23 protein-coding genes and 2 pseudogenes are annotated in these 25,537 nt (G+C 57.3%); 15 read left to right on the plus strand and 10 right to left on the minus strand.

Features of this window, described 5'->3' with window-relative positions:
* Nucleotides 1–114: 114 nt before the first annotated feature.
* Entirely contained in the window at nt 115–1,815 is a 1,701-nt protein-coding gene (locus P2081_RS17590) for an O-antigen ligase family protein (RefSeq protein ID WP_278924177.1), read from the minus strand.
* 28 nt (nt 1,816–1,843) lie between these two features.
* Here P2081_RS17590 and P2081_RS17595 point away from each other — a divergent pair, with 28 nt between their 5' ends.
* The 5 genes and pseudogenes from P2081_RS17595 to P2081_RS21335 all read left to right on the plus strand — a co-directional run.
* A complete protein-coding gene (locus P2081_RS17595; RefSeq protein WP_278924178.1) occupies nt 1,844–3,175 on the plus strand; it encodes a right-handed parallel beta-helix repeat-containing protein in 1,332 nt (443 codons plus the stop codon).
* Between the two features lie 350 nt (nt 3,176–3,525).
* Complete coding sequence (locus tag P2081_RS17600; protein ID WP_278924179.1) at nt 3,526–4,269, plus strand: sulfotransferase family 2 domain-containing protein; 744 nt, start codon at nt 3,526–3,528, stop codon at nt 4,267–4,269.
* A 14-nt stretch (nt 4,270–4,283) separates the two neighbouring features.
* Complete coding sequence (locus P2081_RS17605) at nt 4,284–5,744, plus strand: MATE family efflux transporter (RefSeq protein ID WP_278924180.1); 1,461 nt, start codon at nt 4,284–4,286, stop codon at nt 5,742–5,744.
* Between the two features lie 153 nt (nt 5,745–5,897).
* Nucleotides 5,898–6,638: a hypothetical protein gene (locus tag P2081_RS17610; protein ID WP_278924181.1), complete on the plus strand. Its 741-nt coding sequence runs from the start codon at nt 5,898–5,900 to the stop codon at nt 6,636–6,638.
* Between the two features lie 240 nt (nt 6,639–6,878).
* Nucleotides 6,879–7,016: pseudogene (locus tag P2081_RS21335) on the plus strand (IS30 family transposase); the annotation flags it as partial.
* A gap of 102 nt (nt 7,017–7,118) precedes the next feature.
* On the opposite strand, the gene P2081_RS17615 reads toward P2081_RS21335, so the two are convergent.
* From P2081_RS17615 to P2081_RS17630, 4 genes are read right to left on the minus strand one after another with little or no spacing between them, the layout of a single operon-like run.
* Nucleotides 7,119–8,153 (minus strand): extracellular solute-binding protein, encoded by a 1,035-nt coding sequence (locus P2081_RS17615; RefSeq protein ID WP_278924182.1) that lies wholly within the window; start codon nt 8,151–8,153, stop codon nt 7,119–7,121.
* Nucleotides 8,154–8,197: 44 nt separating this feature from the next.
* Nucleotides 8,198–9,001, minus strand: coding sequence for an ABC transporter permease (locus P2081_RS17620; protein WP_278924183.1), 804 nt, complete (start codon nt 8,999–9,001; stop codon nt 8,198–8,200).
* Nucleotides 8,994–9,917, minus strand: a complete 924-nt coding sequence (locus tag P2081_RS17625; protein ID WP_278924184.1) for an ABC transporter permease — start codon at nt 9,915–9,917, stop codon at nt 8,994–8,996. The genes P2081_RS17620 and P2081_RS17625 overlap by 8 nt, the downstream gene beginning before the upstream one ends.
* Nucleotides 9,907–10,983, minus strand: coding sequence for an ABC transporter ATP-binding protein (locus P2081_RS17630; protein ID WP_278924185.1), 1,077 nt, complete (start codon nt 10,981–10,983; stop codon nt 9,907–9,909). Before P2081_RS17630 ends, P2081_RS17625 begins: the two co-directional genes overlap by 11 nt.
* A 101-nt stretch (nt 10,984–11,084) precedes the next feature.
* On the opposite strand from P2081_RS17630, the gene P2081_RS17635 reads away from it, so the two are divergent.
* From P2081_RS17635 to P2081_RS17650, 4 genes are all read left to right on the plus strand, one after another.
* Complete coding sequence (locus P2081_RS17635; RefSeq protein WP_278924186.1) at nt 11,085–11,762, plus strand: TetR/AcrR family transcriptional regulator; 678 nt, start codon at nt 11,085–11,087, stop codon at nt 11,760–11,762.
* Entirely contained in the window at nt 11,759–13,408 is a 1,650-nt protein-coding gene (locus P2081_RS17640) for an amidohydrolase (RefSeq protein ID WP_278924187.1), read from the plus strand. Before P2081_RS17635 ends, P2081_RS17640 begins: the two co-directional genes overlap by 4 nt.
* A gap of 325 nt (nt 13,409–13,733) precedes the next feature.
* On the plus strand, nt 13,734–14,042 hold the full coding sequence (locus tag P2081_RS17645) for a type II toxin-antitoxin system TacA family antitoxin (RefSeq protein WP_278924188.1): 309 nt from the start codon (nt 13,734–13,736) through the stop codon (nt 14,040–14,042).
* On the plus strand, nt 14,043–14,603 hold the full coding sequence (locus P2081_RS17650; RefSeq protein WP_278924189.1) for a GNAT family protein: 561 nt from the start codon (nt 14,043–14,045) through the stop codon (nt 14,601–14,603).
* A 683-nt stretch (nt 14,604–15,286) separates the two neighbouring features.
* Here P2081_RS17650 and P2081_RS17655 read toward each other — a convergent pair.
* Genes P2081_RS17655 through P2081_RS17665 form a run of 3 tightly spaced genes read right to left on the minus strand, consistent with a single transcriptional unit; the run spans nt 15,287 to nt 16,946 of the window.
* On the minus strand, nt 15,287–15,757 hold the full coding sequence (locus tag P2081_RS17655) for a glycosyltransferase (protein ID WP_278924190.1): 471 nt from the start codon (nt 15,755–15,757) through the stop codon (nt 15,287–15,289).
* Nucleotides 15,754–16,209 carry a glycosyltransferase family protein gene (locus P2081_RS17660; protein WP_278924191.1) on the minus strand — a complete coding sequence of 152 codons (456 nt, stop codon included), beginning with the start codon at nt 16,207–16,209 and terminating at the stop codon, nt 15,754–15,756. Before P2081_RS17660 ends, P2081_RS17655 begins: the two co-directional genes overlap by 4 nt.
* Before the next feature lie 56 nt (nt 16,210–16,265).
* A complete protein-coding gene (locus P2081_RS17665; RefSeq protein ID WP_278924192.1) occupies nt 16,266–16,946 on the minus strand; it encodes a sugar transferase in 681 nt (226 codons plus the stop codon).
* Nucleotides 16,947–17,504: 558 nt separating this feature from the next.
* On the opposite strand from P2081_RS17665, the gene rfbB reads away from it, so the two are divergent.
* The 6 genes and pseudogenes from rfbB to P2081_RS17700 all read left to right on the plus strand — a co-directional run bounded on the left by rfbB (nt 17,505) and on the right by P2081_RS17700 (nt 23,977).
* Entirely contained in the window at nt 17,505–18,593 is a 1,089-nt protein-coding gene (rfbB, locus tag P2081_RS17670; RefSeq protein ID WP_278924193.1) for a dTDP-glucose 4,6-dehydratase, read from the plus strand.
* Nucleotides 18,594–18,663: 70 nt separating this feature from the next.
* Nucleotides 18,664–19,518 carry a dTDP-4-dehydrorhamnose reductase gene (gene rfbD, locus P2081_RS17675; RefSeq protein WP_278924194.1) on the plus strand — a complete coding sequence of 285 codons (855 nt, stop codon included), beginning with the start codon at nt 18,664–18,666 and terminating at the stop codon, nt 19,516–19,518.
* The gene (gene rfbA / locus P2081_RS17680; RefSeq protein WP_278924195.1) at nt 19,515–20,387 is read left to right on the plus strand and encodes a glucose-1-phosphate thymidylyltransferase RfbA; all 873 of its coding nucleotides are present in this window, start codon (nt 19,515–19,517) and stop codon (nt 20,385–20,387) included. Before rfbD ends, rfbA begins: the two co-directional genes overlap by 4 nt.
* 60 nt (nt 20,388–20,447) lie before the next feature.
* Nucleotides 20,448–21,221: pseudogene (locus P2081_RS17685) on the plus strand (IS481 family transposase); the annotation flags it as partial.
* Between the two features lie 555 nt (nt 21,222–21,776).
* Complete coding sequence (locus P2081_RS17695; protein ID WP_278924196.1) at nt 21,777–22,943, plus strand: nucleotide sugar dehydrogenase; 1,167 nt, start codon at nt 21,777–21,779, stop codon at nt 22,941–22,943.
* 8 nt (nt 22,944–22,951) lie between these two features.
* Complete coding sequence (locus P2081_RS17700) at nt 22,952–23,977, plus strand: NAD-dependent epimerase/dehydratase family protein (RefSeq protein ID WP_278924197.1); 1,026 nt, start codon at nt 22,952–22,954, stop codon at nt 23,975–23,977.
* 14 nt (nt 23,978–23,991) lie between these two features.
* Here P2081_RS17700 and P2081_RS17705 read toward each other — a convergent pair whose 3' ends face one another.
* Together P2081_RS17705 and P2081_RS17710 are read right to left on the minus strand one after the other, a co-directional pair.
* Complete coding sequence (locus P2081_RS17705) at nt 23,992–24,726, minus strand: metallophosphoesterase (RefSeq protein ID WP_278924198.1); 735 nt, start codon at nt 24,724–24,726, stop codon at nt 23,992–23,994.
* 134 nt (nt 24,727–24,860) lie between these two features.
* The gene (locus P2081_RS17710; protein ID WP_278924199.1) at nt 24,861–25,352 is read right to left on the minus strand and encodes a hypothetical protein; all 492 of its coding nucleotides are present in this window, start codon (nt 25,350–25,352) and stop codon (nt 24,861–24,863) included.
* Nucleotides 25,353–25,537 lie beyond the last annotated feature (185 nt).

Below are 25,537 nucleotides of genomic sequence, written 5' to 3' on the forward strand. Positions count from 1 at the left end.
AACCTGACGCCCAGAGAATTTGCTGAGAAAAGAACGATGGACAAACTGGCCGCGTAGGGCCATCAAACCAACCCCAAGGACTCTCCGCTAGGTGGAGGAAACTTGGGGCTCAGGTCAGCTGCGATTGCGCGGGCTGTTGTTTGTTGTTCTGGAATTTACCGGTCGCAAGTGTCCGCCGCGGGCTGTGATCGGCGTGTTTGGTGCAGCGCCACGCCGTTGATCGGTGGCAGGATCGGCGCTTGAGCTGCCATCCTCTTGCGGCACGTCCCTCATCCACATCCCGGCGCCCAGCATGAAAATGATGAAGTTGAACGTCGCAGACCATAGATGCACAGTGACAAGCGCAACAGCCAAACCGATCAGTGCAAAGACCAGGGCCTCTCGATAGGCGCGCACTGTTTCGCTTTGAGGTCGCGCCCAGATCAATGTGCAGACAACCGTAACATACGCACCCAATATAAAGATCAACCCAGGCAGGCCATGACGGATTGCAAAGACAAGCCACAGATTGTCTATCGAGGGACTGTACAGCCAGATCGGCCGATCCCAATCCGCCAGGCCCCGACCAAAGAGAGGCGCCTGCCAAACGTTTTCCCAGCCGTAGATCCAGATCAGATAACGATGATAGGCCGTGTGCGAATCAAAGGCTAGTTTTCCTGAAAAGAACTGAAATACTGGCTGGTTTGATCCAAAGAGCACCACGAAATATAGCGTGATGACGCCCCCCAGTGCCAGCCACCAGCGCCAAGGCACATTTCGCAAAATGATCTTATAAAGCGAAAGCAAAGCTTGAAGAATTGCCCCCATCCATGCCCCGGCCGAGAGAGACAAGAAAGTCGCCAACAGGATTGGACTGGTGCGAAGAAGACTTGCAGCCCAGCCATTGCTTTGGCGAAACAACGTAAAGACGGGCAAGGTAAAAAAGGCAACCATTACGCCATAGAGAATGGGATGTTCGAACACCGTTTGTGCGCGGTAAAGCCCCAGTCGCGGTTCGTAGTTTGCCCAGGGAAAGGTCGAAAAAATTGGATCAACGATCATGTTATAGATGCGTATTTTGGTAAACGATTCAATCGCTGCGGCAGGCAATAGGATCACTGCAATCCAGAACAAGATGCGTAGCAAGGCCTCGTATTGCGCTTGGCTGCGGATATAGGTGCGGGCCAAGAGATAGGGGGCGATCACCTCGATAACCGTCAACATCGAGTATCGAAAGGTGCTGTGGCCACCATCAAGGTTGAAGGTGACAAACATCCAAAAGGCAAGAAGCAGAAGCCAGATATCAGCCAAGCGAATGCGCCCGCATTTACCCGAGATCCAGGCGATGAGCACCGGCACCACCGCGATCAGCAAAACGATCCGTACCGGGGCCAGCTTCAGACTGCCCACAGAAAAGAGGATCGGGATAAGCAGGCTGGCCAGGAAGATCCAAACCATCGGGCTAAGCCGGTCATTCGCCACGACAGGGTGCCGGGCTGATGGTGCGCTCGCCGCATCGCGACCTTGCGGCGCTGCCCGGCTGGGTCCGTTTTCCGTCAGGTCCCCTGCGCGGCTGCGCGATGCGGGCAGGGGCTCTTTGGACGACTGCGCCTTTGGCGGAAACCGGGTGTAGCGGGACATTCTGTGTGGCGCTCCTTCAATGTATCGAGCTTTGGGTAATATTGGATGACGCACTTCTGGCAAAGTGGTCAGACTGCCTGAAGCGCCATTTTTACACCACTGCGCTGAGTGCCTAACAAGCCATGGTTTTGCAGGCTCCTTCAATATAATAAGCCTGAAGCACCCTCTCTGGGTAGTTTTGCAGGAATTTTGCACATGTCATGCAAGAAAAAAAGGGCAGGTTATGCGGAAGTTCTATAAAGGCGTCTTTCTCGTTTTGCACGGGCTGATGCTCTGTGCCGCCTTGCCACTGAACGCGGCTAATTATCATGTTGATCCTGCCTCGGCCACAGGGGCGGAACCGGGTACGGGCGCGGCCTCTGCACCCTGGGGCAGCCTGAAGGCCGCCTTTGCCTCGGGACTGCTTCGGGGCGGGGATACCCTTTACCTTGCCGCCGGATCATATGGAGAACAGAACTTGTCCGGTTTGCATTTTGATCCGCCTCTTACCCTGCAAGGCCCTGGCCATGACGGGGCTCAGGCCCATTTTTCATGGCTGAAACTGCAGCGTGTTTCAGGATTTGTGGTGAATGGGCTGGCCTTCTGGCCGCAAACCTCTGGGGCGCACAAGACCCTGCTTCTGGCAGATCCCGAAAGCAAAAACCTGCGGTTTCGCAATCTGGAATTTCGTGGTGTGAAAGCGGCCTCTGGCTACGCAAGGTGGAGCGCCGCTGACTGGACTGCGCGAAAGATCAACGGCGCGCTTTTGCGCGGGACCGATATGGTCATGCAAGAAAGCCGCTTCACCGGGCTGTACATGGCGCTTGCAGCGACTGGTGCCCGGGCGCAGTTGATTGACAACCAGATCACCGGTTTTTCCGGGGATGGGATCAGGGTCCTTGGCGATCATTCTGTGGTGGCAGACAATCTGATCCGCGACTGTGTGCAGGTCGACAACAATCACGCCGATGGCATTCAATCCTGGTCTTTGGGAAAAGACCGCCGTCCAGGCAAGGGCGTGGTGACTGGCTTACAGATTCAACGCAACGTGATTATTGAATGGCTAGAGCAAGGCCCCAACCAGCAACGCCCTGCGTTTGGCTGTTCGCTACAGGGTATCGGCTTTTTTGATGGGATGTTTCAGGATACACGAGTTGAAAACAACGTGGTCCGGGTCAGCGCCTATCATGGTATCACCATCGCCGGTGGCCTCAATACCTGGATCCGCCATAACACCGTTTTGCATAGCCGTGAGCCAGGCAACCGGAAACGCCCCTGGATCGGCCTAAGCCCCCACAAGGATGGCAGGCCCAGCGTGGGAGGCGTGGTGGTGAACAACTACGCGGTGCGCATGCTCCACCATGACAGCACAGACCAAAGCAAGATCTACACCGCAGGCAATTATTGGGGGAGCTACCCTGCCCGTGACCTGGTGGCCCCATATGAGGACCGCTTTGCCCCCAAATCGGGGGCGGCGATTATCGATGCGGGTGATACACTCTATGCATTGCCGACGGACCTGTTTGGGCGGCCCCGCCTCAAACCTGATATCGGCGCTATCGAAGCTGACCAATAGGCGGTACCGTGAACAGGCACTATTGTGGGCCGCTTCAGCAAATGAAACTGGGTGAAGCTGTTTTTAACACCTTTGGATGCATTGCGATAATTCCCGGGCTGGCCTGCCCCAGGTCATTGAAGGGATTGATTTCAAGGGCGACATCAAGCAAGTTCAAATCGCTGCCATGTGCGAACGGTTACCAAGCTTTGGGTGTAATTCCAGCGACCTCTATTAAGGTCGGCGTGCCCGACAGGTTGAAGAGAAAAAGGCATCCTGCAACGAACCCAAGCCCCACCTATAAATTGGATGCACACTGGTCAATTTCTCGGGCCAGTTCTCGGAAGCAAACTCATTAGAAAGAAAGTTCCATGCCACTTATCCGGCTTAATCACAAAGTGATATATTTTGCCCATGTGCCCAAGACTGCAGGGTCCAGTTTGCTAGAGTTTTTTGACGCCATCGGTGGCACGGTCGTCTTATCTGCCGTCGACCTGAAGGTGGCTTATCCTGCGGCGCGCCAAGCGCGTCGGCGCCAATGGGAGGTAACATCGCCTCAGCATTTGCCGGCCGCTGCCACCAACGGTCTGATCAACCCCGAGTTTTATGATGCCGCCTTCATGTTTACCCGCCACCCCGAAGATCGCCTGCTAAGCGAATATCGCTGGCGCAAGAAATACGGCAAGTCATGGGTGCGGCGCCTGGGATTTTCATCCTGGTTTCAGTTCTTTCAGGGGGTCTATTCTCAGCGGAGTTCTGTTTTAGACGGGCATTTGCTGCCCCAGTCGGCCTATGTCCAACCCCAGATGCAGGTTTTTGCCCTTGAGGATGGCTTTCAAGCCTTTGCGCAGTGGCTGTCAGAGGTGGCAGAAATGGACCCAATTGATCCGCAATTGGTGCCCAGGGTGAATACAGCCGACCCCACAACAATCCCGCTGCCCCCAGAAGACCAACAGCAAATCAACGCGTTCTACGCCCAAGATTTTGAACGCTTTGGCTACCAGCCAAGGGGTGCGGTTGCCAACCCGAAACAACCAGGAACATCAAATGGGTTGTGGCATATCACGGGCCGGGTTTACGGACGGCTCAAGCGCAATGCGCTCAACATATACTAATGGCCACCCCTGAAATGACCACTGACTCACGCTCTAGGATATTTGCTGCCATCGCCAAACTAGGCAGCGCCAATTTTGTCGAGATCGTACTAAGGATCGGGCGCGTAAAGCTGCTGGCCATGCTTTTTGGCCCAGTGGGTATCGGCATCTTGGGCCTATATACCAGTATCATTCAAACCTTTGCCAGCGCGGCCGCCTTGGGGCTGGGCGAGAGCAGTGTTCGATTGCTTGCCGGCCATCACCAAAATCCGGTTGCGGTTTGGCGCGTACAGGCAGTTTTGCTTATTGCGGGCGGGCTGCAGGCCCTTTTGGTTGCCCTGATGCTGCTACTATTCAGCGATCAGCTGGCGGCCGTGTTTTTTGATGTGGCAGGAATTTCACAACCCATTGGCGTGATCGTGCCCCTGCTGGGCGCCGGACTTGTCTTGACGGTTCTGGGCCAGTTCATGCGGTATATCCTGCAAAGTCAGCGCCGCATTTCAAGTCTGGCCTGGGCGATGGGATTCAGCGCTGCCTTGGGAACCACGGCCATGATCACCTGTATCTTGGTCCTGGGCACCTCTGGCATCATCTATGGCGTTGTGGCGCTATTGCTCTGTGACAACCTGGTCAAAGCCTACATCATCTTCCGGGCGTCGCGCCTGTCGGTTCGGCGTTTATTGCGCTTTGTGCTTTCTGCCGAGTTCTGGCGCAAATGGTGGGATCTCTTCCAGATGGGATATGCGATCGTGCTGTCGGTTTCTTTTGCCTTGGGGGCCATGCTTTTCTTGCGGGCCATGATCCTGGATAAGCTTGGGTTGGAATATGTGGGCTATTTCCAGGCCGGGTTTCTCATCGCAACCGTTTATCTGATGTATCTGATTTCCGCGATGGAGGCCGAATTCACCCCAAGACTCAGCCAAACGGTCAAGGCGCAGGCCCCGGTGGACGGAATTATCAACGAGCAGATGCAAATTCTCTTGGCGATTGGGGGGCCGGTTCTGATTGCCTTGATTGGTGCCACCGATCTGGTGCTGACGCTGCTGTATGATGCAAGCTTCCGACCTGCGGTTGAGATGCTGCAATGGATGCTCTTGGGCAGTTTGGTGTTGTTGCCGACCTGGCCGCTACGGTTTTTGTTCATCACCACAAAGCAGGCCGCCGTGATCAACACCGTCACGATCGTACGCAATGTTACCTTTGTTGCCGTCAGCTGGACCCTCTTTGCGCCTTTTGGCCTTGTCGGAGTGGGTATCGCTTTTGGCAGTTTTACCCTGCTGGTGGCGGCGATTTTGATCGGATTTTCATATCGGCTGCACCACTTCCGGTTCGAATCGGCCTCCCTGTGGTTTTACGCCGCCTTCCTGGGGATCAGTGTGATGGTCATGGGGCTTGCGCGTTGGGATAGCATTTATGGCCTGTGTGCAGCTGCGGTCCTGGCCCCGGCAATGGGGCTGATATGTCTGCGTCAGATTACCCATGGCAAACATGGATAAAGCGATGTTTGGGGTGATTGCAGGACAATAGAAGATCCGGCCAAACATCGAAAAAACCTGCGGTAGATTCGAAACCAATCTTGCGATAGACCGCTGTTATATGTGAAATTTTCCCCTCGAACGAGGGAATAAGCCAATTGCAAAGAGGGCGTGATGGCCAGAATACCAGCAAAGCTTGCTATTGCGACCTTCGTGACGGATTTTGCCGAATACCAGGAGATGAAAGACAGCTTCCACGCTGCTGGCTTTTCGGAACCCGAGGTACTTTTTCACGCTGTCGACAACAGTGTCACCAACCAGGGTGATCCCTATTCGGGCATTGCCGAATTCTGGGAAAGACTGGACTGTGATTACCTGATCGTGGCCCATCAAGATGTGCGTGCGGTCGACAGTTTTGACGATCTGCAGGGCCGTTTGGCGGAATTATCCGCCAAGGATCCGGGCTGGGCTATTGCCGGGAACGCAGGTTTTTCGCGCATTGGCGGTTTTGCCGCCTGCATCAGTGATCCCCACAGTGGCCCAGGCCATCTTACCCCGAACCTGCCCACAGCCGTGCAAAGCCTGGACGAAAACCTGCTGATCTTGAACGGAGCACACCGGGTTACCCCGCACCCAGATCTGTCAGGATTCCACTTTTATGGTACCGATCTTTGCATCCGGGCATGGCAACGCGACTTGCAGGCCTATGTGATCAATTGGCATGTCCAGCACCTTAGTAGGGGGCATCGCTCGCAGAGCTTTTATGACTGTCGCGCAGCACTGGAAGCGGCCTATCTCGGTACGCGACCACGGATTATTCAGACCACCTGTGACGTTCTGTTTTTAGGCGCGGCGCGTCATATGCGGATTCTGCGCCGTCTTCTGTTTCGTGTGGGTCTAAAGCTGTCCAGATAGGATAGATCCTTGCCCGCTCTGGTAATAGCGGCCCCGAGACCAGAACATATTCAGCTTCCGACGTTCCTGATGCCCGGCGCTATCAGAAACAACATCAAGAACGGGCATTTATGCAGTCAGGCAGGGTGAGCGTCATTTTGCGATCAAAGGCTATTGGCCCCTACCGAATACGGTCCTATTATTTAACATAAGACAGATTATCACAGAACCCAGGGGTTCTGGTGGTACCTGACCGAACACCGCAAGTCCATCACCTTCGACCGAGGCTACGATTTCGTCAGCTCGCCGCATCTACAAGCGGAGATTGGCACCCAGACTTGGTTCTGTGATCCCTCTTCGCCCTGGCAGAAAGGAACCATTGAGAATACCAAGAATCGCCTAGCCGACGCCTGCGGCGCAAAACGCTATCCTCACGGAGAACACCCGAGGCCCGATCTGCGATAGGATAGGCGGTTGTGTTTCGCCGATCCCAAATGAAAATCACCGTGTCAGTTCGGTCCATATCCGGGTGTAGAGGTCTTGCGCCTCGGGGGGGCAGAGCGTCTGTTCGATCGCCGCGCCTTCCAGGTTCTCGGACACATTGAGTTCGGGTGCTTTGACCAGCTCGGGGTCCATGAATTCCTCAGACCCCACGATGCCGTTGCTGTACATCGTATAGTTGGAGATCATCGCGGCATTCTCGGGTGCCATAATGAAGTTCATGAACAGCTTCGCGTTCTCGACATTGGCGGCGTCGGAAAGGATGGCGACGCTGTCCATCCATTTCATATAGCCGGTTTCCGGCCAGCCATAGGCGAAGCCATCGTTAAGGCCGCGCACACGGGCGGCGCCGCCGCTCCAGAAGACCGAGGCGTTGAGATCTTCGTTGATGAACTTCTCGAAGGACGGATAGTCCACGGAGGCCCAATTCTCCTTGGCCTTGAGCAGCAGATCGCGCGCCTTACTGAGACTTTCGCGGTCGGTGGTGCAGGTTTCTGCGCCTATGTATCCCAAGGTCATATCGATTGTGTCGTTCATCGATGGCACCAGGTTGATGCTGCCCTTGAGTTCATCCGGCGGGTCGAGGAAGATTGCGGCGGTGTTAATATTGCCGTCATAGACCTTCGTATTGACCATGACGCCAGTGGTGCCCCAGACCCAGGGCACGGTGTACTTGCGCTCGGGGTCGGTGGGGATGGATTTCCACTGCTCCGCGACGTTCTTGAAGTTCTCCATTTCGGGCGGGTTACTTTCCATCAGCAGGCCCTGTTCGACATAGGCGGGAATGAAGTAGCCGCTGATGATAGCCATATCCATGCCATGACCGCCGGCCTGAATGCGCGCGATGGCCTCTTCGTTGGCACCGAAATCCGTCAACGTGACCTCGACGTCGAATTCTTCCGAGAATTTTTCCAGCAGGTCGGGCGGGGTGTAGAGCCCGAAATTGTAGAGGTTCAGGTTGCCTTCGGCCGTGGCGGACTGCGCGAGCATGGCCAGGCCTGCGGCAAGTGCCGCACGGGTGGGGATAAGTTTCATGGAAAAGCCTCCGATGTTGGATGGGGGTGGCGGTTTCTTCTTGGTTATTCCTTGGTGCGGGTGACGACCCACGACGCAGCGACGATGGAGATGCTGGCGAAGAGCAGCAGCGCCGAGATTGCATAGATTTCCGAGGTCAGATTGCGACGCAGTTCGCTCATCAGGTAGGTGGGCAGGGTTTCCTGACCCGGCGATTTGACGAAACTGCTGACCACGACGTTGTCGAGCGAAATCACGAAGGCCAGCATGAAACCGGCGAGGATACCCGGCAGCAGCAGGGGCAGAGTGACGCGCCGGAAGGTGTAGAACCGGCTGGCGTAGAGGTCCATCGACGCGGTTTCCAGCGTCAGGTCCATGCCCGCCAATCGCGCGCGGATCGGCAGGAACGCGAAGGGGATGCAAAAGGTGGTATGCGCCGCGATGACATAGCCGAGGCCCTGATAGCCGGTCACCTGCTTGAGCCGCGCCAGCACGATCATGAGGGCGATGGCAAAGACGATCTCAGGCACCAGCAAGGGCTGGTTCAGGATGATGAAGATGCCGCCTTGACCCTTGACGGGCCGCCCACGAGACACGGCAAGCGCAGCCATGGTGGCGAGGCCGGTCGCGACGGTGGCCGCGCTGACTGCCACGATTAGTGAATTGAGCGCGGCATTGCGGAAGGCCGTGTTGTCCAACGCCGCCGCGAACCAGCGCAGCGATGCGCCCTCCCACTGGCCTGCCATGTCGCCGCCGTTGAAGGCATTCACCACCAGGATCAGTACAGGAACGTAGAGGGCCAGAAAGGTGACACCCGCAATGAGCGCGGCACCGGGGACATGGGTGACGTCGAAGCGTTTCTCAGCCATTGGCGTGATCCTTTTTCGCGGTGCGGCGGGCGTACCAGATGAGCGCGCCCAACACGACGAGAGTCAAAGTGATCGACAGTGCGGCGCCCAGAGGCCAGTTGCGGCCCTGTCCGAATTGCAGATCAATAAGATTGCCCCACATCATCGCACGTCCCCCGCCCATCAGGCGTGGCGTGACATAGGCGCCAAGGGCGGGAATAAAGACCAAGATCGACCCCGCGACGATGCCCGGCCACATCAGCGGCAGCACCACCCGGCGCAGGCAGTAGAGCCGCGAGGCGTAGAGATCATAAGCGGCTTCGGATAGTCGAAAGTCGAACTTCTCGATCGCGGCATAGACGGGTAGTACCATCAGCGGCAGGTAGACATAGGCCATCCCAACCAGCACGGCCCCGTTAGTGAACATCATCTGTAGCGGCTCGTCGATGATGCCTGTGGCCAACAAAACTCGGTTGAGCGTGCCGTCGGCGCGGATCACCTCCTGAATCGCGATGGTGCGGACAAGCAGGTTCGTCCAGAACGGCACCGTGATGAGGAACATCCAGAACCCGCGCGATGATGGTGGGCGTGTTGCGATGAACCATGCGGTTGGAATGCCGAAGACAAAGGTGAGAGCAGTGGTGGCCAAGGCCAGCGCGATGGACCGGCCCAGGATTGTCAGATGCGCGGTAGCCGGGATCAGGCTGTCGTCAAAGAAGTCGCGTTCGAAAAACACCGCCTGCCACCCATCGAGGGAGAAACCCGGCTCGACACCGGCGTACTGGCCTGCCTGCATGAAGGAATAGGCTACCATGACGGCCAGCGGCACGATCGAAAGCAGCGTGATCACTGTCAGCGCAGGCAGCGCAAGCGACCAGCGCCGCCGGGTCTCTTCACGGATCAGGGCGTTTTCGCTGGCGGGGGCGTCATGCGGCATCCGCAGTTTCCTCCGGCAGCACGTGCAGCGCGTCGATGGGCAGGGATACCTGCAAGGCCTGCCCATCCGCCAGAGCCGTCCCTGCGTGGGAAGTGTTTGGGGATCGCAGGCTGAGGGTCGTGCCATTCTGCAGTCGTAGGCTGACATGTGTATCGGTTCCCGAGAACACCAGCGATTCGACCCGACCATCGAGCGTGATGGCCTTTTCAGAAGTGGCACCAACGACAACCTGTTCGGGGCGGATCATAACCGCAACGGCCCCCCTGCTCTTCTTTTCGCGTAGCAGCGGCACGGGTGGGCTTCCGGCCAGAAACAGCTTGCCGTCCACAATGGTGCCTGGCAGGAAATTCGCCTCCCCGATGAACTCGGCAACAAAGCGGTTCGCCGGATGATCGTAGAGCGATCGCGGGCTGGCTACCTGCTGCAATGTCCCACCTTCCATCACTGCAATTCGGTCCGACATGGTCAGCGCTTCGTCCTGGTCGTGAGTGACAAAGATGAAGGTTAGCCCCAGCTCGCCCTGCAGGCGCTTGAGCTCGAACTGCATTTGCTTGCGCAGTTTGAGATCCAGTGCCGAGAGCGGTTCATCCAGCAGCAGAATGCGCGGGCGTGGGGCCAGTGCTCGCGCAAGGGCCACACGCTGTTGCTGGCCACCGGACATCTGGCTGCTCTTGCGGTCGCGCAGATGCGCCATCTGCACGATTTCGAGAATCTCATCCACGCGCGGGGCAACCTCCGCCGGATTGGTGCCGCGTGCCTCCAGCCCGAAGGCGACGTTCTGCGCCACGGTCATGTGCGGAAACAGCGCATAGCTTTGAAACACGGTGTTTACGGGACGGTGGTTCGGCGGGATCGTTGCAATGTCCTTGCCATCCAGCACCAGCTGCCCGCCGCTGGGCTGTTCAAAACCGGCGATCATCCGCAGCAGGGTCGTCTTCCCGCAGCCGGACGGTCCGAGGAGAGTAAAGAATTCACCCTCCTCGATGGTGATGTCGATCGACTTCAGCGCGTGAAAGGCACCCGCGCCTGAGCCGAATTTCTTTGAAAGCGAACGTATGTCGAGCATGTGCGGTATCCTTGCGAATTGATCAAAAGTTATTGACAATATTTTTTTAGTCAATAAAAATTTTTACTGAGATAAAAATTATTCGCAATGAAGAGTGTCAGATGCCCATAGATGCAGAACCCGGATTGCGTGATCGCAAGAAAGCCCGGCGCCGGGACGATATCATCGCGGCGGCAATCGAGCTGTTCGAGAAAAAGGGCGTCGATGCGACCACGATCGCGGACATCGCCGAAGCCTGCGACGTGTCGGCGCCCACGGTATTCAACTACTTCGGGTCCAAGGACGGCATCCTTGTCGCCATCATCGAAGAGGGCAGCCAGCGCAAGCGCGAGAGCGGATCACGCAAGCCGCAGCAGGATGGGGTGCCGCTGGCCAGCCTCGTCCTGGATTTGTGCCTGGAGATCTCGCAGGAGACGTTAGATATCGCGTCGCGGCGGATATGGCGCTATGCCGAAGCCTCGGTGATCCGGCGGCCAGACGCCGACCTTTCAGAGCGGTTTCGCAACAACAATCGCCTTTTGATCGAGGCCATTGAGGAACGTCTTGCGCTTTACGAGATGTGCACGCGCGCAGGCACGCCGATGGATATCCACTATCTCGCGACCGTACTGCACGACATTTGGATGCCCTGCTACCTGACCCTGATCACGGAACCACAGACCACGCTGGCGGATCACAAGGTAATGCTGTCGCAGCGGATAACGCCATTCTTGAACTACGTCTTCGACGACGCCACGCTGGCCGCGACGCGCCTGCGTCAGACAGGAGAAACTGCATGATCCCGACCCTCGTATTCACCAACGCCAGCGTTCTGACGATGGACCCCGAAACGCCCCGCGCAACCGCAGTCGCGGTGAGCGGCGACCGGATCGTTGCCGTGGGTTCTGATGCCGAGATCACGGCTCTGGCGGGGCCGGATACACGCCGGATTGATGCCGATGGCCAAACGCTGCTGCCGGGTTTCGTGGAATCGCACGTACATCTTTTCATGGGAGGCTACAACGAAACCGTGATCCGTGCCGATCGCGTCAGCGGCCTGGAAGCGCTTCGAACGGCAGTCAAGCATTACGCGGAGGCCCATCCGGACCTCACGCTCTTACTGGGACAGGGTGCAGACTATGCGATTCTTGGCCCGGATCGGCCCCTGGATAGGCACACGTTGGACGAACTTTGCCCCGACCGTCCGCTGGCGATCATGGCCTATGACTTCCACACCGCCTGGGCCAATACCGCAGCGCTTGAGGCCGCGGGTTTGCTAGAGGGGCGTGATCTGCCGCGCGGCAATGAAGTGGTGATGGGCACGGACGGCAAAGCCACGGGCGAGCTGCACGAGAAGCTGGCGATGCTGCCGATCCTGGACCTGCGCAATCTGGGCGGACGCGAGTCGCTGGGCATGTCGGGGATCGAACCGCCTGTACCCCCGACCGAAAAAGAGCGTCAGGAAGACCGTGAGACCCTGAAGGTCGGTCTGCGCCATGCCGCGCAGCGCGGCATCACATCGATGCACAACATGGACGGCAACCGCTATATGCTGGAGGTCCTGCGCGAGATCGAAGACGAGGGCGATCTGATCTCGCGGGTGCGGGTACCGTTCCACCTAACGGCGGAAATGGAGCTGTCGGAACTGGATCGCGCTAGTGCAATGACGCGGGATTTCGTGGGCGACACACTGTGCTGCGGTTTCGTGAAGATATTTCTGGACGGGGTTATCGCCAGTGGCACAGCCGTGATGATCGACCCTTACGCCAACCGTCCCGGCCACCGGGGGGACATGCTGTTTACGCGCGAGGATTTCATCGCGGCAGCGGTGGAGATCGACCGGCGCGGCATGCAGATCGCCATTCACGCCATCGGCGATGCAGCGGTGCGGCTGGCGTTGGACGGATACGAAGCGGCGGCCAAGGCCAACGGCCCGCGCGACCGGCGGCACCGGATCGAGCATGTGGAGATGCTGCACCCGGACGATCTGGGGCGCTTTGCCGAACTGGGTGTCGTCGCCTCCATGCAGCCGCCGCACGCGCCTGTCCGCGAGGATGAGACGACCACGGGGATCGGCACCGACCGGGCGGGGATGGCCTATGCTTGGCGCACCATCGCCGACACGGGTGCGACGGTCGCCTTTTCCTCGGACTGGCCGATTGTGCCGATCTCTCCGCTTGCCGGTATTCAGGCTGCGATGACGCGGCAGAATTGGGCCGAGGGCCTGCCTGACCAACGGCTCGACCTGCATGATGTACTGGCGGCCTACACAAGAAACGGGGCCTATGTTGGCTATGCCGAAGATCTGACTGGCATGATCCGGCCCGGCATGAAAGCGGACCTTGCCCTGTTGTCGGACAATATCGAGACGACGCAGGCGGACCGGATCGGGGCCTTGGAGGTAGATCTGACACTGTTCGACGGCCGGGTGACCCATGAGCGTTGAAGACCCCGATATCACGACGCTGGGGTGTCGCTATCAACTCACCGCAACTTCATACGTTACGCCCGTTGCGATGCGTTCAGACTCTGGGCCGATTACGTCGCTGAAATTGCGGCATTATACAGCTCCCTTCAATGCTTCACGATCAGCCACCAACAACGTGACAATACCGTGGCTAGAGATCGTCAGTGAGGATGACGCGGGTTCCTTCACCGAAGGGGATCGGCGGTTCGGGTTAGAACGCTACTTTCGAAGAACTTTCCAAACCGAGCGCTTGAAATGTACGTTAAATTGACGTACATATCTGATAGAAAAATAGGAGGCGGCCATGCTCGGTTTCCATGACACAACGCGCGCGATCAATGAACGTAACGAGGCCCGGATGAATTTCCGGACCAAACCGCGCATCAAGACCGCGATTCAGCAGGCGGCGGCGCTGTCTGGCGTCGACGATTCCGTCTTCACTATGAATGCCGCCTACCAGGCAGCGCTGGCAACGATTGCAGCGCATGAACGCACGGCACTGCAGCCGGTCGATCATGAGGCGTTTTTCTCGGCACTCGATACCCCGGCGGCGCCAACTGACGCACTGCGTTCGGCCTTCCGCCGACACGTCAAAACTGTAGTCTCGCAGTAAATGACGGCATTAGAACAGACGACCTACACCATTGAGCCGTTCGATCCAGAGAGACATGATCGAGCGGCTTTTTCTTGCGGTGTCGACCAGGTCGACAACTACTTCCAGAAGACTGCCAACAAGCTCGCCAAAGCGGACAATGTCCGTCTTTATGTGATGGTCGACCCCTCTGGTACAGTCATCGGGTTCTATGCCCTGAACGCACATGCCATTCTTTATACGGATTTACCTGCAAAGTTCGCGCGGACCCGGCCTTCGCATGGGAACATCCCCGCCGCATACATTTCGATGATCGGGCGTGATCAGAAATTCCGTGGGGGCGGTTATGGCGGCGACCTGCTTGTCGATGCCCTCCGTCGAATTGCAATTGCCGCAGATGCCATCGGCGTTGCTGTGGTAATGCTTGACGTTCTCGATTGCGGTGAACCCAACCGCGTCGCTCGCCGCAAGGCACTATATGAAAGCTACGGCTTTCTGTCGCTCGCATCGAACCCGCTGCGGATGTTCCTGCCAGTCAGTGTCGTTCGAAAGCTGATCTCAGAGGAAGTAGAAGGCAGGTAATAGGAACTGAGATCACGCTGTAAATTTGATCGGACGGGCTGAATTGCATCCGTATCTGCACGTCACACTTGTTCGCGTCGTTTCTTTTCGACATGAGCCCCTTATGACCGAAGTCAGCGGCGGGCACGGCGCGCCGTTCGATCCAAGCGCCCTACCCCGTTTCCAGCAACAAACGCCCGCTTGCGGATGCGCTGAAGCTTAGACCATGTTCTGACAAAAGGAACATAAGCACCCCCATGTTTTCGCCCTGCTCTCGGCCCACTCTGTGCTGATTTAAGACACAATCCGACCCCAATCTAGGAACTGTTGACTTCTTGGTGCGAATTTGGCCTATTTAGCGCATCGATACGCAGATATTTTTGATTCTATACGTTTAGATAATGCGAGTGTTATGAGCATGGTTTTCACCCACATCTTGATTATATCTTACGTTTCAGCGACGGCTCTCTTCATGCTGATGACATGTATTGAAGGCCTCTCTGAAGGAAACAAGTCGGGCCGTTTCTATCTGTTTGGCGTGGTCTTGTGTTCAGCCTGGCCAGTGTTGGTAATCGCGACTCTCGTTACCCAGCTCTATGTCCGATCTACCTGCTGGAATAAAGAATACACTGGTGCCACCGTAACGGATTAAGCACCCTCGAGGCGTGTGTCATGCTACGACCATGCGTAAAAATCGCGCAGATCTAAGCCGCTGAGATAAAGTTGCGCAGATAGTCGACCAGATCGGATTTACCCTTGCTGCTCTGGCTGCTGGCCGGGGTAAGGTCTTGAACCTTTAGCAACGTTCCAAGCTCTTCAGCATTTGACACGACATAGACACCGGTCAATGAACCGACTTGCTTTGCAGTCGCCTGTTGATGGTCATTGCGGTGCTCACCTAGGTCAAAGCGGCGCGGCATAATGATAAGCGGCTTTTGCCAACGCTGAGCCGACAAAACCGTGCCAATTCCCGCATGCGCGACAATAACCCGTGCCGACTGGAAGCAGTCTCCAAACTTTTCCGGCGAAAGAAAGCGATGCGTTTCAAGATCCGGCCAGGTCTGATCCTCGGCAGTTTGCCCTAGAATGGGTTCATCCAATTGGCGGGCAATAGATGACAAGGCTTCGAACAGGCGCGGAAATGGCAACTGCGTACCGACCGTTGCGAAAATCAAAGAATCGCCCCCGCATAGGCTGTATCGTTTGCCTCGGCGACATGGCGCCATTGGCACAGGCATTCATGCGCAACGTGCTTTGCCAGCTTACCGGACAAAGACATCTGTTCGGCATTGGCAATGCTGTCTATCCAAAGCGTCCGCGCGCCAAGAATACGCCCAACGGACAACGCCATAACCCCCGGAAGAGCACCCGTCGATACCACAACATCTGGGCGGTATTTCACCAGTTGAAAGATCACACTGGTCAGGGATTTGGCCATGCTCAGCACTGAATGCCGGTTGCAGTCTGTCAAAAACACAAAGTCAGAAACGCCAAACTCTTCTGGCAGGCCCTTCAGGGTTGTTGCAAAACGTACCTGATGGCCTTCAAAAGCGTCGGTCAGCTGCATCAGCTGCTGCCAATGCCCACCCCCAGATGCCACAGCGAGGATCTTTTTTCTCTGGCCCATATCGTCAACTCTTCTATGAACTCTGCATCAGCACATGACTGACCTGTTTTGCATCACTAGTGCCCGGTCGCCCGGCAGACAACAGACACAGTCTTAACCAAAATAGAAAAATCCGTTTTTGGCGAGAGATCCCGGAAGTACTGGTCATCAAATGTCGCCCGTTCAGCGAAAGTGCTTTCGTTTCGTGCGCTGACTTGCCAAAGGCCGGTAATTCCAGGACGCAAGGCATAGTAATCTTCGCCCGGATACAGCGCTTTTTGGTCAACCATCATAGGGCGAGGTCCGACAAGGCTCATGTCTCCCTTAAGGACGTTCCACAGCTGTGGCAGCTCATCGATGGATGTCTTGCGAATCAAGCGTCCAATTCTGGTGATCCGCGGATCGTTTTTGAGCTTTTGATTTTTCGCCCATTCCTCCGAGGCACCCTTATCCTGTTCCAAATAGGCCGCAAGATGCGTGTCGGCGTTCATAACCATCGAGCGCAGTTTCCACATCCGGTAAGTTTTCCCACCACGTCCAACCCGCTGCTGGGCAAAGAACGGCCTGCCGCCATCAAGGGAGATCAGCATTAAAAACGGGAGGATAAGAAGAAGAACGACAGGCGCCGAGAGCAAAACGATCAAGATATCAGCGGCTCGTTTGCCAAAATTGTTGTAAGTCCAAGGAACATACGCCGTGTCGGCTTCTATCAAGAGAGGCCTGGCGCCAGTTCGTGTCGGCGCATCTATATCTTGCATGCCAAATACCCTGCTCATTAAATACTATCAATAAAGTGTTTGTGTAAAATCTTCCGTACCACTGCCGCGACTCATAGCGATTTTTAATATACTTTTAAACGTTTTTTTCACCAATGGTTAACAAGAATCTATACGAATGCACAGTTCGCCTAACGACTGATCACCACAACCGCCCTGCCCTAGGCTTTTTGGCGGTCTGGCCAGTATTACAACCGGTGATCACCCTCGCGCGAAATGGCCCAGCGGCACCCAAAGTGCATCAGCGTCCCCTCTTTCAGCCCCGTCCTTCAGCCATCTATTTGAGCCATCGTAAACAAGGCAAGCCGCGCAAGATTGGCCCCATCCAAATGCATGCACCGTCGACCGCATATATCGCAAAAATGCTGCAAAAATACCCAATAAGCTACGTCTCCTTCGCTGACACTTCAGACCCGGTCAGCAGACTGGGCCAGCGAAACCTGCCAAGACATGTGCCCCAAACCGGGCGCTTACTTTGGCTTCTAAATTTTTTGCAGTCGGATATGAGCTGACTTGAGCATTATGTGACAGGTAATTTTTTTGAATATTGAAGCGACAGCTTTAGCGGGTCTTCTGGTTTTGACGCCGCCGCGTTTTGGTGATGCACATGGTTTTTTCAGCGAATGCTGGAACCGGCAGCGGCTGGCCGAGCTGGGGATCAATCTGGATGCGCTGACCTATGCCGCCTGTCTGGAGAATGTGGCTGCGGTGGCGGAGAGCCCCAATTATGCCTTTGAGCAGGCGGACATTCGCGACCGCGCAGCGCTGGAGCGGATCTTTGCCGCCTATGCCCCGGATGCGGTGATGCATCTGGCCGCCGAGAGCCATGTGGATCGTTCGATCGACGGCCCCGGCGATTTCATCGAGACCAATATCACCGGCACCTTCAATATGCTGGAGGCGGCGCGCAAATACTGGGTTGAGGCAGGCCGCCCAGAGGCGTTTCGCTTTCATCATATCTCGACCGATGAGGTCTATGGCTCGCTGCCCAGCGACCCAGGCGTGCAGTTCACCGAAGAGACGGCTTACGATCCGCGCTCGCCCTATTCCGCCAGCAAGGCGGCCTCTGACCATCTGGTGCGCGCCTGGGCCGAGACCTATGGGCTGCCGGTGGTGCTGACCAATTGTTCCAACAACTATGGTCCGTTCCATTTCCCGGAAAAGCTGGTGCCGGTGGTGATCCTGAACGCGCTGGCGGGCAAACCGCTGCCGATCTATGGCGATGGATCAAACGTGCGCGACTGGCTCTATGTGGAAGATCACGCCGATGCGCTTTTGCTGGTGCTGCAAAAGGGCCAGCTGGGACGCAGCTATAATATCGGCGGCGAGAATGAATGTTCCAACTTGGAACTGGTGCAGCATCTCTGCGCCATTCTGGATGAGAAACGCCCGCGCGGCGATGGGCAGTCCTATGCCACGCAAATCACCTTTGTCACGGATCGCCCCGGCCATGACGCGCGCTATGCGATTGATCCCTCGCGCATCCGCGCCGAGCTGGGCTGGCGGCCAAGTGTGACGGTTGAGGAAGGTCTGGCAAAAACCGTGCAATGGTATCTGGAGAATGAGCGCTGGTGGCGCGCGCTGCAGAGCCGTGACGGCGTCGGACAGCGGCTGGGGACGGGACAGTAACGGCTTTCCAGGCTGGAAAGCCGGCCTCCGGCGGAGGTATTTGCAGCAAGATGAAAACAGGGCGCAGGACATGAACATTCTGGTGTTTGGAAAGACCGGTCAGTTGGCCCAGGAGCTGGCGCGACTGGAGGGGGTGACCTGTCTGGGGCGGGATCAGGCAGAGTTCAGCGACCCGGCAGCGGCGGCGGCGCAGGTCGCGGGCGCGGCGGGCATTGATGCGGTGATCATTGCCGCCGCCTATACGGCGGTCGACAGGGCCGAGAGCGAAGAGAGCCTGGCCACAACCATCAATGGCGCAACACCGGGGGCCATCGCGCAGGCCTGCGCGGCCCGTGGGCTGCCGCTGGTCTATATCTCGACCGATTATGTCTTTGACGGCAGCGGCGACACCCCCTGGCAGCCGGGGGATGCGACCGCGCCGGTGAATGCCTATGGCCGTTCCAAGCTGGCCGGGGAAGCGGCGGTGCGGGCGGCCGGCGGGGTCACTGCCATTTTGCGCACATCCTGGGTGGTGTCGTCCCATGGCACCAACTTTGTCAAAACCATGCTGCGCCTGGGGGCAGAGCGCGATCAGCTGAGTATTGTCGCCGATCAGATCGGCGCGCCGACCCCGGCGCGCGACATTGCAGCGGCCTGTCTGGAGGTCGCGCGCCAGCTGCGGGCGGATCCGGGCAAATCCGGCACCTATCATCTGCAGGCCGCGCCCGAGGTCAGTTGGGCCGGTTTTGCGGCTGAGATCTTTGCCCAGGGCAATATTGCCTGCGAGGTTGCAGGCATCCCGAGCTCGGATTATCCAACCCCGGCGCCCCGGCCGCTGAATTCAAGGCTGGATTGCACCACATTAGAGACTGTTTTTAACATTGCGCAGCCCGATTGGCGGGTTGGGCTGGCAGATATTTTGCACGATTTGGGAGCGAGGCCATGACGGCACGAAAAGGTATTATTCTGGCGGGCGGCTCGGGCACCCGGCTGTATCCCATCACCATGGGTGTCTCCAAGCAGCTGTTGCCGATCTATGACAAACCGATGATCTATTATCCGCTCTCGGTGCTGATGCTGGCGGGGATCCGTGAGATCTGCGTGATCACCACGCCGCAGGACCAGGAGCAGTTCAAGCGCACCCTGGGCGATGGCAGCCAGTGGGGGGTCGATCTGACCTATGTGGTGCAGCCCAGCCCCGATGGTCTGGCGCAGGCCTTCATTCTGGCCGAAGACTTTCTGGCGGGCGCGCCCTCGGCCCTGGTGCTGGGGGATAATATCTTCTTTGGCCATGGTCTGCCAAAGCTGCTGGCAGCGGCGGATCAGCAGCCCGCAGGCGGCAGTGTCTTTGGCTATCACGTGGCTGATCCGGAACGCTACGGAGTGGTGGATTTTGATGCGGCCGGCCGGGCCCGTCAGATCATTGAAAAGCCCGAAGTGGCGCCGTCGAATTACGCGGTGACCGGGCTGTATTTCCTGGATGGATCCGCGCCTGCGCGGGCGCGGGCGGTAACGCCCAGCCCCCGTGGCGAGCTGGAAATCACCGATCTGTTGCAGATGTATCTGGATGAGGGCGCGCTGCGGGTTGAAACCATGGGGCGCGGCTATGCCTGGCTTGACACCGGCACCCATGGATCGCTGCTGGAGGCGGGCAATTTTGTTCGCACCCTGCAGGATCGCCAGGGGCTGCAGACCGGCTGCCCGGAAGAGATCGCCTATGAACAGGGCTGGATCGACCGGGACCAGCTGCAGGCCCGCGCACAGCTCTTTGCCAAGAACGACTATGGCAGGTATCTGGAACATCTGCTGGGCTAGGAGCGTGTTGCACAAATCGTTTTCGATGCTTAGCTAGGTGTTTGATCCCATGGTTTGATGGTGCTGAGCGCCGATGAGGAGGCGATGGTCGTGGCTTTCCGGCGTCATACTCTGCTGCCGTTGGATGATTGCCTCTATGCCTTGCAGCCAACGATCCCACATCTGACGCGCTCTTCGTTACATCGTTGTCTGCAACGACATGGCATATCCCGGTTGCCAGACATGGAGGGCGACAAGCCCAAGCGGCAAAAGTTCAAACGCTATCCTATTGGCTACTTCCACATCGATATCGCGGAGCTTCGGACCAATGAGGGCAAGCTGTATCTCTTTGTAGCCATTGATCGCACCAGCAAGTTTGCCGTCGCACAGCTTGCGGACAAAGCAAACCGCAAGACGGCCTGGGAGTTTCTAGAGGCTGTGTTGGAAGCCGTGCCGTATAAGATCCACACAATATTGACGGACAACGGCATCCAGTTTTCTGAGCAACCTCGCAACCGGAACACCGCCTATTCTCGGCCCATGCGGTTCGATATGATTTGCGAAGCAAATGGCATTGAGCATCGCCTAACCAAGCCAAACCACCCTTGGACAAATGGTCAGGTAGAGCGCATGAACCGCACGATCAAGGAAGCGACCGTCAAGCGGTACCACTACGATAGTCACGAGCAACTTCGAACCCATTTCAGTGACTTCCTTGGCGCCTACAATTACGCGCGCCGTCTCAAGACACTTAGCGGTCTCACACCTTACGAATACATCTGCAAAATCTGGACTTCAGAGCCAGATCGATTCATCATAAACCCGATCCACCAGATGCCGGGACTGAACACCTAAGCATCGAAAACGATTTGTGCAACACGCTCATTTCAATCCATGATTGCAAGGCGCACAGGTGTTGGCTGTATAATCCCCAAGGGATTCAACGACCAGATCGGCCAGATATCAGGCCGGCTTCACCCAGCCAGTGTCGCCACAATAGATTTGGCGTCGAGCCCTGCCTTGGGGCTAAATATTAACGCCAAGATGACGCGCTGCCTTGTCTCAAATTCAAAGCTTCGCTACCAATATCCCATTGTAATTATTGCTTGATAGAGTAGGTCTTGTGACCCCAATCATCCCCATTCTTCTGTGCGATGGCCCGGGCACCCCTTTGCGGCCGCTCTCGCGCAAAAGCGACCCCAAGAAATATCGCCCCCTGATCGGGGAAAGAAACCTGTTTCAGGCCTCGGCAAAACCGGGGGCGGGGCAAGGCAATGGCGTTGATTTTTCCGCGTCGATAGTGCTGATCAGGATCCGGACCGGCAGCTCCTGGAAAGGCTGCGCCCAGAACAGACGAGCCTCTGCCGCCCTTGGGACAGATACGACACAACGCAAAACAGGATGCCAACTATGAAAATTGCTGTTGCCGGAATTGGCTATGTAGGACTTTCCAACGCAGTGCTGCTGGCCCAGAACCACGAGGTCGTCACCGTTGATATCGCCGAGGGTCGTGTCGCGATGGTCAATGCCAACCAGAGCCCCATCGCCGACCCCGAACTGGAAGATTTCCTTGCGACACGAGATCTCAAGCTCAGCGCCACAACCAACGGGGCCGCCGCCTACCAGGATGCGGATTACGTGATCGTCGCAACACCAACCAATTATGACGCCCAGACCAATTCCTTTGATACCTCCACCGTCGAGGCCGTCGTGACAGAGGTCATGCAGGTCAATCCAAAGGCCACCATCATCATCAAATCGACCATTCCGGTGGGCTATGTGCGCGGCCTTCGCGCCCGGCTTGCGACGGATCAAGTGATTTTTTCACCGGAATTCCTGCGCGAAGGCCGCGCCCTTTACGACAACCTGCATCCCAGCCGCATCATCGTCGGAGAGCGATCCGAGCGCGCCCGGACCTTTGCCAATCTCCTGCTTGAAGGTGCCCAGAAGAAAGATGTCGAAATCCTCTTCACCGACCTGGATGAGGCCGAGGCGATCAAGCTGTTTGCCAATACCTACCTCGCCATGCGGGTTGCCTTTTTCAACGAGCTGGACAGCTATGCCATGGCCGGTGGCATGGATAGCCGCCAGATCATCGAGGGCATCAGCCTCGACCCGAGGATCGGCGGCCATTACAATAATCCGTCGTTTGGCTATGGTGGCTATTGCCTGCCAAAGGACACCAAGCAGCTGCTGGCCAACTACAATCACGTGCCGCAGAACCTGATCCGCGCCATTGTTGACGCCAACCGCACCCGCAAAGATTTCCTTGCCGATCAGATCCTGATGCGTGGGCCAAAAACCGTCGGCATCCACCGGCTGGTGATGAAGGCCGGATCGGACAATTTCCGCCAATCGTCGATCCAGGGCATCATGAAGCGGCTGAAAGCCAAGGGCATCGAGGTCATTATCTATGAACCGGTCATGGAGGAAGACCACTTCTTCCACAGTCGCGTGATCCGCGATCTTGAGGCCTTCAAGGCGGCGGCGGATCTTATTGTCGCCAACCGGCTGACGGATGAAATTCGCGATGTCTCGGACAGGGTCTTTACCCGCGATTTGTTCGGCGAGGATTAAACGATACAATGCAGACCGTTCTTGTCACCGGATCGGCCGGGTTTATCGGCTTTCACCTGTGTAGGCTGCTTTTGCAGCAGGGCTATCAGGTGGTGGGGGTTGATGCGCTCACCAATTACTACAGTGTCGCGCTCAAGCAAGACCGCCATGCCATCCTGGCCAAGGAAGGGCAGGAGGGCTTTCTTCCCGTCATTGGCAAAGTCGAAGATCCGCAGCTCTTGAACGGGCTCTTTGCCCGTCACAAGCCGGACTATGTGATCCATCTCGCGGCGCAGGCAGGGGTTCGCTATTCGATTGAAAACCCTCGTTCCTATCTGGAAGGCAATATTATCGGGACTTTTGAGCTCCTGGAAGCGGCCCGGGCCTATCCGCCGCGCCACCTTCTGTTGGCATCGACCTCCTCGGCCTATGGCGCCAATACCACGATGCCCTATCAAGAGACCGAGCGCGCCGATCACCAGATGTCTTTCTATGCTGCCACCAAGAAATCGACCGAGAGCATGGCGCATTCCTATGCTCACCTCTATGGCCTGCCAACAACCATGTTTCGCTTCTTTACGGTCTACGGACCATGGGGCCGCCCGGATATGGCCCTGTTCAAATTCACCAAGGCCATTTTGGAAGGCAAGCCGATCGACGTCTATAATCATGGCGACATGAAGCGGGATTTCACCTATGTCACCGATCTGGTCGAGGCGATCCAGCTGCTGCTCGATGTGGTGCCGCAACGGCCTGAAAACGGTGTGGTTGAAGATGGCGACAGCCTGTCGCCTGTCGCGCCCTGGCGCGTGGTCAATATCGGCAATTCAGACAGTGTGCCGCTCACCAGCTTTATCACAGCAATCGAGGTCGCAACGGGGATCAAGGCACAGCAGAACCTGATGCCGATCCAGGCCGGCGATGTGCCCGCAACCTGGGCAGATGCCGCGCTGTTGCGGCGGCTGACAGGCTATGCGCCAAAAACCGACGTGACAGAGGGGGTCGCGCAGTTTGTCGACTGGTACCGCAGCTACTATGGGGATCACTCTCCCTAGCTCAGGGTCTGGCCTTATCGCAGCACAGACATGAAGGCTGGTTCCGCCCCTGGTGCCAGGTAGACAGCAGACAATCTGCCCGTTGCATAGGCCCCGGTATCAATTGCAATCCTGCGCTGCGCCACCTTGGCGCGATCCTGTATCACATGGCCATAGGCCATCCAGATGCCATCCCGGCGCGGGATCTTGTCAAAATCGGGATGCCCCCAGGCCAGAACAGCCGGATCTTGATCCTCCGGTGCCACCGCAGGGTTCGCCCCGGCATGGGACACCAAGACATTGCCCGACAGGTAGCTGGGCAAAAGCTGCGTCACAAAATCCAGCAGCTCTGTCCCCAGTGCGGCCAAAAGCGCATCACGGCAGTCTGTCAGGCCTTCGCGGGTCGCACTGGCGGGACCACTGGCAATGCCAAAAGAGGCCAGCGTCTGCACCCCGCCATGCTGCAGCCAGCGGGGACCATGGCGGCTGGGGTCAGCCAGAAACCGCAGCATCATGTCTTCATGGTTGCCCCGCAGGCAGATCAGATCCGGCCGATCAGACAGAAATCGCAAGACCCCGGCGCTGTCTTCTCCGCGGTCAATATAATCCCCCACCAAAACCACCTCTGCGTCAGAGGGCAGCTTGGCCAACAGATCCTGCAACAGGTCCAGGGATCCATGCACATCGCCAATCACGGCCAGGGGGCGGTCCGGGCAGGGCAGAGTCTGGCGCCGCGCACCGCCCAGTCTGTGCAATAGATTGGATAGCATGGATCAGGCTCACCTCTCCCGCAGCGCCCTTGCGAGGCAACAAAAGGAAAAGACCCGCCAAGGGTCTCTTTCCCTCTCTCAAATACGCGCCAGAGAGAGGCGGTGCAACCGGGCCCCGGCCTTCGAGGCCAGTCTCAGGCCTTGCCGCAGGGTTTCACGCCCATTCGGATCAACTCTGACCCCTTGATCTTGTAGATGCCGGAAATCCGGTGGCGTCCTTCACGCATGAACCAGTCGCGCAGCTCGGCCGGATAGTAATCGGCCATCACCTGGGAAAAATATTCAAACTGCTGCGGTGCCAGACGGCGGCCACTTTGGGAGGGCCCGTGAAAGCCAAAGGTGGTATTAGGATCAATACAGGTATCCGACAGGCCCAGAAACATGGTGCAGGTAGAATAGCAGACCCGCCCGCGGATCTGCACGTGGGTGCCATTGCGTTGCAGATGGCCCAGCTCGACCAGCCGGTCATGCAGATAGCCGCCCCGGTCATTGCCCACCACATAGGTGCCGCGTTGGGCGGCACTGGCACTGTGCAGGGGCACAAGTAGCGTCGACAGCGCCAGGGTCGCCACCGTCGCCATCTTGCGCAACCCGGAAAGCGAAAGTGCAGAATTGAGAAAGGACATGGGGCAGATCTCCGATGCAGAAAGAAGCGTCGAAGACTGGATAAAAAAATGGCAGGCCGCGCTAAGGCTGATCTTGTGGCGAAAATGCGGAGCTTCCCGCTAGTTTTTCGGTAATAAATATTAAATTATATTAATACATTAAAGGGGACGGCGGCACGCGACGCTTAAAACAGCTCTGCCGCATC

Origin of the sequence: Pseudophaeobacter profundi (assembly GCF_029697505.1) — a bacterium.
GTDB classification, from domain to species: Bacteria; Pseudomonadota; Alphaproteobacteria; order Rhodobacterales; family Rhodobacteraceae; genus Pseudophaeobacter; species Pseudophaeobacter profundi.